At 58.8% G+C, this 9,091-nt stretch carries 5 protein-coding genes and 1 pseudogene; 4 read left to right on the top strand and 2 right to left on the bottom strand.

Annotation, left to right across the window (positions count from 1 at the left end):
* A pseudogene (locus tag AC6R19_RS22440) lies at positions 1-1,486 on the bottom strand (hypothetical protein); the annotation flags it as partial.
* 725 nt (positions 1,487-2,211) lie between these two features.
* On the opposite strand from AC6R19_RS22440, the gene AC6R19_RS22435 reads away from it, so the two are divergent.
* The 4 genes from AC6R19_RS22435 (at position 2,212) to AC6R19_RS22420 (ending at position 7,573) form a co-directional block, all read left to right on the top strand.
* Entirely contained in the window at positions 2,212-2,955 is a 744-nt protein-coding gene (locus tag AC6R19_RS22435) for an OmpW/AlkL family protein (RefSeq protein ID WP_500582101.1), read from the top strand.
* Positions 2,956-3,079: 124 nt separating this feature from the next.
* A complete protein-coding gene (locus tag AC6R19_RS22430; RefSeq protein WP_500582100.1) occupies positions 3,080-5,551 on the top strand; it encodes an autotransporter family protein in 2,472 nt (823 codons plus the stop codon).
* Entirely contained in the window at positions 5,548-6,819 is a 1,272-nt protein-coding gene (locus tag AC6R19_RS22425) for an MFS transporter (protein WP_500582099.1), read from the top strand. The genes AC6R19_RS22430 and AC6R19_RS22425 overlap by 4 nt, the downstream gene beginning before the upstream one ends.
* Positions 6,820-6,886: 67 nt before the next feature.
* On the top strand, positions 6,887-7,573 hold the full coding sequence (locus AC6R19_RS22420; protein WP_500582098.1) for a DUF899 family protein: 687 nt from the start codon (positions 6,887-6,889) through the stop codon (positions 7,571-7,573).
* 23 nt (positions 7,574-7,596) lie between these two features.
* Here AC6R19_RS22420 and AC6R19_RS22415 read toward each other — a convergent pair whose 3' ends face one another.
* Positions 7,597-8,868 (bottom strand): O-antigen ligase family protein, encoded by a 1,272-nt coding sequence (locus tag AC6R19_RS22415; RefSeq protein WP_500582097.1) that lies wholly within the window; start codon positions 8,866-8,868, stop codon positions 7,597-7,599.
* Positions 8,869-9,091 lie beyond the last annotated feature (223 nt).

The following is a 9,091-nucleotide window of genomic DNA, read 5'->3' as shown; positions in this document are numbered from 1 at the left end:
CGAGATCTTCCGCGGCATCTTCAGGGTAGCTGTCACCCAGGAACGGGTACTGCTGTTCATAGGCTTCCGGCAGGCCGTCGCTATCCGCATCGATCTTGTATGCGGCATCGGTCGGGAAGGCATCTTCTCCGTCGATCGCGCCATCCAGGTCGCTGTCGGGGAAGTCGGGACGGGTGCCGGCCCGGTACTCTTCCAGGTTGCTGAGACCGTCGCCGTCCCAGTCCATCCCGCCGTCGTTCGGGTCGTGCTCACTCAGGCCACGGGTGATCTCCCAGGCGTCCGGGATGCCGTCGCCGTCCCGGTCCATGGCTCTATTGGGATCCAGCGGCCACCAGTCTTCACCATCCTGCGCACCGTCGAAGTCGCTGTCCGGATTGTGCGGGTCGGTGCCCAGGGCGAATTCCAGGTAGTTGCGGGCGCCGTCGTAGTCGGGGTCTTCACCGCCGTCGTGGGTGTTGCTGTCGCTGAGGCCGTGCTCCACCTCCCACATTTCGGGCAGGCCATCCCGGTCGCGGTCGAAACGGTACAGGGGGTTCAGCGGGTAGAGATCCTCCCCATCCGGGATTCCATCCATATCGGAATCAACAACCCGAGGGTCGGTACCCAGCTTAAACTCGGCCAAAGGCGTCAATTCATCGCCATCGCCGTTATAAGGGTCGACCACGTCGTAGGCATGCGCGGGAGAAAACCCGAACTCAATCTCCCATTCATCAGGGATTCCATCGCCATCCTGGTCAAACTGATAGCGGGGGTTTCCGGGGGCTATATCCTCGCCGTCGAGGATTCCATCAAAGTCCGTATCCGGATTATCCGGATCCACCGCAAGCTCGAACTCCTGAAGAGCAGTCAACTGATCGCCGTCGATATCGGTTTCGGCATCGGGAGCATAATTCTCATCTAAATGAGAAAACTGACGCTCGTAGGAGTCCGGCAGCCCGTCCCCGTCACTATCCATTTTGTAAGTCGGATCCAGCGGCCAGGGGTCCTGGCCATCGGCTTGCCCATCCCTATCGGTATCGGCCAAGTCAACACGGGTACCCAGTTGAAACTCTTGCAGGTTTGTCAGCTGATCGCCGTCACCATCTAAGCCGGCATCATTAGGGTCGGTAGCAGATAGCCCCCTCACCACTTCCCAACCATCGGACATGCCATCAGTGTCGGCATCAAGACCGTAGCGGGCATCGGTCGGCCAAGGATCCAGATCGTCGCTGACCCCATCCCAATCTGTGTCCTCCCGTGCGGGATTCGTCAGGAACTGGTATTCGGCCAAGTTAGCCAGCGAGTCCGTGTCCAGGCTGGTTGCGGCATCGCTGGGATTGTAGCTATCGAGGCCATGGATCACCTCCCAATAATCCGGCATACCGTCTTGATCAGAGTCCGGCTCATCGGCGTAAGACCAATTACTGAACAGTGTAATGGCGAACAGTGTGGAGAAAGTTGAAGAAAACAGAAAAGAAAACAACCGGTTAAAATCCGATCGACCCATGGCGTCCAGCCCCCCGTACCTGAGATTTCATCGCGACCCTGCAGGACCGCGTATCCTAAATTTATTTTTCAGAAAAATGCAAAATAAGGATATATTATTGCAATATGGCGAAAAAAACGGAACAGCATTGTAATTGGCTGTAATTGATACACATAAAGTCCTGTCGCATGAGAGCTGGGCCGACTTTTAAAGACAGGGATACCACTGGTATGGAATCTGCTTAGCTTGAGCATATTTCATAATTCTTCTTTGAATTGAAACCAGACTCTGATGCCCCCTGAACTCCCGCGACGGCTGCCAGACAAAAGACCAGGTCAAAAAATAAGCAAGCTGACCGCAACTTGCAGAAATCGGATGTGCTGAGTGTCCAAAGCGCGCCTGGGTACGCCATCGGCTATTTGCTAGCGGAAAACTGACGACGCCACGGCGGATCCGGAGGCATTTAGGGGAGCCGGCACATTGCCAGCGGCAACCCACGAACAACAAAACTCTCCGGCAAGGGCGTTTCTGCGCGTTCGTGAATTCCGACCCTCGCTTTTGTTTGAGCCGCCCTCCCTGGCGCGATTCCATTCGAACGGCCAATAAATCCCCACCACAACCGGCACAGCCTGCTACTGTTTAGTGTTACTTAAAATCGGTTCAACCGCTCACCCTGGCGCGCCTATGCGCCGTTAAGCAAACGGATATTTGCTGCCCGGAAACCGGACTTGTAGATGGAGCTAGCCATGAAGTGGATGCGATTTTTGGCCGCCATTTGGATACTGCTGCCACCCCTCGCCAGCGCGCAGCCGGACTGGAGGGAGATGGACTGGGGCGACTTTATCATCCGCCTCGGCGGCAGCTATATTCACCCGGATGACGAGTCCACGTCGCTGAAGTTCCGCGTGCTGCAGCACTGGGATCTCTACAACACTACCTGGGAGATTGATTCCGCCAAGACCTGGCAGGTCTCCGGCGTCTGGCGGCCGGCGGAATACTGGGGCGTCGAGCTGATGCATATCAACGGCGCCGACTATGATGTCGACCTGGACTATTTCACCGGCACTCCCGGCCACGAACTGATCGAGCTCGGCGACTTCAAAGCCTCCTCCACCCTCGCCTTCGTCAACTGGTACATCCTCGACTCCACCTGCCTGGGGCGACCCTATATCGGCGTCGGCATCAACTACACCGATTTTCACGATGTGGACCTGAGCCGCCAGTTCAATAACTTCCTGAACGATTCCGGCCTGGCCACCGGCCGGGCGGACTTCAATATCGGCCACTCCTGGGACTGGGCCGTGCAGGCCGGCATAGATTTCAGTTTCAGCCGGAATTCCCCGCTGCTGGTCAATGCGTCGGTGCTCTACTTCCTGGCGGATACGGATGCCAGGGTCACTTTCCCTACAGAGCTGGGCCAGAACCGACTCTACGCCCAGTTCGACTACGACCCGTGGGTCTTAAACCTGGGCATCGGCTACAAATTCTGAAGGCTCACTGCCGCCGAGTCCCGGTGGCGGCAGGATCAAAATAATCAGCTAAATTGAATTGCTAAATGGAACCGTTCGAGCCTTTCGCCGAACGGCAATGCCACGGAAAAATGCAGGAATAATCGTGGGCAGAATTCAACGAGATACCGCTCTGGCACACCGGCGTAGCGGCGCCACGAAAACCTGGCTGTCCATGGGGTTCTGCGCCGCCGCTGTTCTCACGACCTTTACCGGCCGCGCCTGGGCGGAATGCAGCCCCGGCAACACCGGTACCGCCGGCGCCGACCATATCACCTGCGATAAAAACAATGATGCCGAAGGCGCCGATGTGGAAACCTTTGGCAGCGGCGACACCCTGGACCTGAATGGCGGCACCATAGGCAAAGTGTATGCCGGCGACGGCGACGACACTATCAATATCGGCGGCGCCGACGAAAACTTATCCGAGCCCCCGGACCCGGACGATATTGGCGAAGGAGAGGAGGAAGATTTCGATCCGGGTGAGTTTGAGTTCAACGAAGTGATCATCGAAAACGGGATCGATGCCGGTGCGGGCAACGACACCATTGTCATGGACAACCGCCATGCCGATGTCGGGAATTTCATGACCGGCGGCGGCATCGATGGCGGCAGCGGCGACGACACCATAGAGCTGCTGGACGGCCTGGTATTTCACGTCTGGGGCGGCGACGGCGATGACACCATCATCCTCGACGGCGGCTTCGTCTTCAACTACATCGACGCCGGCGCCGGCGACGACACTATCTACTGGGACGAGGGTATCGCCAATGAGGTACGCGGCGGCGACGGCTCCGACACCCTCAGGATCGACTCCTTCGCCTACGAGAACGGGCCGGTACTGGACGGCGGCGATGACGTCCACGCCGATGACGGCTTTATCGATACCCTGACCTTTATCCTCGATTACGAGCAGGATGCCAGCCTGCTGCGCAACTGGGAGCGCATCGTCATCTGGGGCAGCTCCAAGATTGAGTTCTTCGGCACACTCAATGTCGGTGGTGGCAAAGATGCGGATGGCAATGGCCTGGGCCTCGATATTCTGTTCGGTGGTCTGGTGCAATTCATACCGCGGCATTTTGTCGTCACCGGCGATATCGCCAATGCCGGCACCCTGGATCTGGCCTACAACGACCGCTTTGACACCCTGACTCTGGGCAAGGACGACGGCGGCAGGTACGGAGATTACATCGGCAAGGACGGCAGGCTATGGTTGGATGTGCGGCTGAACGGTGACGACTCCCCCTCGGACCTGTTCAGGGTTGAGGGCGATGTCTCCGGGCAGACTTCCATCCGCGTCACCAATCGGCAGGGGATCGGCGCGGCCACCACAGGCGATGGCATCAGGTTGGTGCAGATAGACGGCTACTCCCCCGCCGACGCCTTCGCGCTGGACGGCGACTTCGTCGCCAAGGACGGACAGCCGGCCGCCATTGGCGGCGCCTACGCCTACACGCTGCACCACAACGGCATAGCCGATCCGCAGGACGGCGACTGGTATCTGCGCTCACTGGCCACCCACCCGGAGTATCTGGAGGAGGGCGAGGTCGCACGCTGGCAGCCGGGCGCGGTGATGTACGAGACCTATGCGCAGATACTCCGTTCCCTGAACCAGCCCACCAGCCTGCGCAGCCGCGTGGGCAATCGTTTCTGGATCGGCTCCAGCTACAAGGATGCCAACAACTGCGACTACGCCACCGCCGTGGAGCGGACCATCGACGGCGGCGGCCCCTGGATACGCGCCAGCGGCCACCACATCAATGTGGATCCGATGAAATCCACCACGAAAGCCAATTGGGAACAGGACTACTTCCGGCTGCAACTGGGCATCGACACCGCCCTCGATTTCACGGTCATGGGCACCCAGCCCATCGCCGGCGTCGCCCTGCACTACGGCGACTCGGAGAATGATGTCGAGTCTTTCTACGGCGACGGCAATATCGATGTGAAAGGCTATGGCGTCGGCGGCTTCTTGACCTGGTACGGCACCCAGGGCGCCTATCTGGATGCGCAATTGCTGCTGAACTGGTTCGATTCCGATATCACCGCCTTCGATATTCGCGATCTGGCCAGGGGCGCCGACGCCTTTGGCTACGCCCTCTCCCTCGAGGGCGGGCGCAGCTTCAAGCTGAGCAACCTCTACGCCGTCACACCCCAGGCGCAACTGATCTACTCCTCCGAGGAGGGGGACAATCTCCAGGATGTCTACGACGTGAAAGTCACCGACATTAACAACAACGGCTTCCGCCTGCGGCTCGGCGCCACCTTCGAAAAGCGGGTCAGCCGGCGCAAATCCAGCCGCAACATGTACGGCGAACTGCCGCTGGAGCGTTTCAGTCTCTACGTCACTCCCAGTGTCATCTACAACTTCGACGAAAAGACCGATGTCACCGTATCCGGCACGCGACTCTATCAGCAGGAGGACGACTGGCTCGGCGAACTCAGTATCGGCGCCACCTATGACGAGTGCGGCGACGGCTGCTCCGTGTACGGGGAAATCAACCTGTTCACCAGCCTGGACAACTTCGGCGACAGTGACGGCGGCGAGCTGGTGTTCGGTTTCCGCTACAAGTGGTGAGAGAAAAGAGCCGCGCCATCTGGGGCTGGGCCTTCTACGACTGGGCCAACTCCGCCTTTGCCACTGTCGTGCTGGCCGGCTTCTTCCCCCTGCTGTTCCAGGATTTCTGGAATGCGGGCGTCCCCGCGGAGACGGCCAACCTGCGCCTCGGCTGGGCCAATGCGGCCGCCTCCCTGGTAATTGTGCTGAGCGCGCCGCTGATCGGCGCCCTGGCCGACTCTGCCGGCGCGCGCAAGCGGCTGCTATTCCTGTTCGCCGCACCGGGCATGCTGGCCACGGCGCTGCTGGCCGGCGTGCCTGGCGGCGCCTGGCTGGCTGCGTCGCTGCTGTTTGTTTGCGCCACCATCGGCTTTATGGGCGCCAACCTGCTCTACGACGCACTGCTGACCGCCATCGCACCGCCGGAGCGCTGGCACTTTGTTTCCGGACTCGGCTTTGGTCTCGGCTATCTCGGCGGCGGCCTGCTGTATCTCGGCTGCGTCGCCGCAGCATTGAAACCGGAACTATTCGGCTTTGCCGACAGTACGGAGGCAGCGCTGGCCGCCTTCGTGCTTACCGGCATCTGGTGGGCTGTCTTTTCCCTCCCGCTGCTGCTTTTTGTCAGGGAGCCGCGGGCCACGACACCTGCCCTCCCCGGCCCGCTGTGGCGCCAGGCGCTTGGGCAACTGCGCACGACACTCGGGCAACTGCACCGCTACCGCACGGCGGCGCTCTTCCTGCTCGCCTACTGGCTCTATATCGACGGCGTCGGCACGGTGATCCGCATGGCGGTGGCCTACGGCCGGGCTCTGGGCTTCGAGCGCTCGCACCTGATCCTGGCCCTGCTGCTGGTGCAGTTTGTCGGCTTTCCCGCGGCGATCGGCTTCGCCCGACTGGGCGAGCGCATAGGTCCCCGGCGCGGTATCTACCTGGGCCTCGCCGTGTACATATTCGTGTGCACCTGGGGCGCCTTTATCCGCGCGCCTTGGGAGTTTTTTGTGATCGCGGTACTGATCGGCCTGGTGCAGGGCGGCGTCCAGGCCCTGAGCCGCTCCTGTTACGCGCGCCTGATTCCCGCCGGGCACAGCGGTGAGTTCTTCGGTTTCTACAACCTGATGGGGAAATTCGCCGCGCTGATAGGCCCACCGCTGTTCGGCCTCTTCGGGGCCTGGTTCGGCGACGTGCGCTACTCGATGCTGGCGCTGATACTGCTGTTTGCGGCCGGGGGCCTGGTGCTGTCACAGCTGCCGGCTTCGGCCTTTGCCGCCGAAGCCGACAAAACCGTTTGACCGCCCCGGCGTTCCAGCGTGGCTATACTCTGGAACTGACCGCCACACCGAATGAGGCACAGCCGCCATGACCGAACCGCGCTATCCCAACGAAAGCCCCGAGTACCGCGAAGCCCGCGACAGGCTGCTCGAAGAGGAGCAGGCGCTGGTGGACAAGGTCAAGCAGGTCGCGGAAATGCGTCGCCGGCTGCCGCTCGGCGGGCGTCTGAAGGAAGACTATACATTTCAGTGGGCAAACGACGGCAGAGTCGGCCAGCCGGTTAGGCTCTCCGAACTCTTCGGCGACAAACCCACACTGCTGCTCTACAACTTCATGTACGGCCCGAGTTGGGACAAACCCTGCCTGTCGTGCACCTCCCTGATGGACGGTTTCGACCGAACCGCCTACCAAGTATCACAGGACGCCGCCTTCTGCGGCATCGCCAAAGCACCGGCAGAGAAGATCAACGAGTGGGCGAAGGTGCGGGGATGGAACCAGATCAACCTGGTATCCGGCTTCGGCACCAGTTACCAGGCCGACTACAAGTGCCAGGGGGAGAACGACGATATGCAGTGGCCCGCCCTGCACGTGTTCACAAAGCGCGACGGCGGCATCTACCACTTCTGGGGATCCGAGCTGCCGAGCAACCACGTGGACACCGTCTGGCCCTACTGGAACCTCATGGACCTTACCCCCGAAGGCCGTCCGGACCGGCAGGTTCCGCCGCAGAACTTCCGCTCCGAGTTTCTGGAGAGACACTTTCCGGACGAATAGCTTACCTGCTGTTCACTTCAGAATCATGCAGCCGGCAGAAACGTATTCTCCACACGCCGAGTCGTATCGGAGGCTGCATCACAGCCTGCTTTTTGTTTCCCCACCTGACTCGCCACAAGCAGGACGGCAAAGGGTATCCAATAGAAAAACCATATGTAGTTGGGCCTAACCAGCGGCTGCTGCGCGTAGACCAGCATTGCCAACACACCAAAAGCGAACCAGGCAAACAAAAGACACAACAACGGCCTGGCCAGCCACTGCCTGGAGTGAAAAGCGGCCTTAAGGCCCGCCAGCAGTTGCCAAGCGCAGGCCGAAAGCCCCAGCAGGCCGGCGAATCGCGCCACATCCACCAAATAATTATGCGGGTGAGGGAGTACATGCCCCACATCGAGAAACTGTTTGTACACCAGCCCGCTACCCAGCCACGGAGACTGAAAGAATCCTTGAAGGGACTCCTGCCACAGCTGAAGGCGAACTGAATAGGCGTTCGATCTGTGGAGCAGGGGCAGATCTCCAAAGAGAAGAAAATATCCGGCGATAAAAAGACCCAGCCCACCCAATATAACTAACAGATTTCGGGAAAAAGTGGTAAATAGCACGGTCGCTATAGCAACAATTGCCATAAGGATCGGAATCTTAGTCTGCGACAGCATAATAAATACAACTGTTATTATAAGGGCCGCCACAGAAACACACTTCCAACTCCGCGACCAAAGATGTATTCCGTAGCAACAAAACAGCGAGTGAAAGCCGAAAAACATCGAAGTTTTGTCGATATCCCCCTCGAGAGAAACGCCACGGATGCGAGGCAAGTCCGCCAAGCCTCCGTCCATAATATAAATGGTCAAAGCGCTAGTGCTGGATATCAGACCAATCACGATCAGAATTTTTATCATGCTATCCATTATTCTGACGCTACTGGCCTCCAGCACGAAGTACAATGCACAGTAGAAAATAGCCAGGCAGAGAACCAGCCTGACATAATACATTCCCTCTTTTGACCTGGTCGCCAGCTCTTGATCCGCCCACAAAGTGGATATTGCCAGCACTATCGCCAGGGAGATAAACGAGAGGAATTGCCAGGAAATGACGAAGCTAAAGTCCTTCCGGAAAGCAAGTAGCAGCAAAGCGGGCAACAGAAGCGTCAAATAGAAGTTAGTCTGCACCCAGGCAATTTTCGGCATCAGGAAGTAACCACCGAGCAGCAGGGCGGTGCCAAAACATAAAGCGTATAACAGGCCCTGAACCCAGCGCGGGTTTACGCCTCGATATTGAATCAGATTGGGGGTAAACAAAATATTATTACATCCATATGGTTATTTGACAGGGACCCGGCAGTATATCTTCTGCTGCGGTAACAGGGGCGAGCGACGGTCATTGAGGCACAGGTCAAGCTTTTTTATAGATAGAGGGTGTTCAAAACTCTGTGTCAGCCAAATAGCCTCACAGGCTGATGTATTTCTCCAGGCGGTCCGGGAAGTGGATCGTCAGCTGTGATAGCGTCAGGTTCCAGTTCTG

The sequence above is a fragment of the Microbulbifer sp. SE14 genome (assembly GCF_059834885.1).
This window is presented reverse-complemented; position numbering and strand designations above follow the sequence as displayed.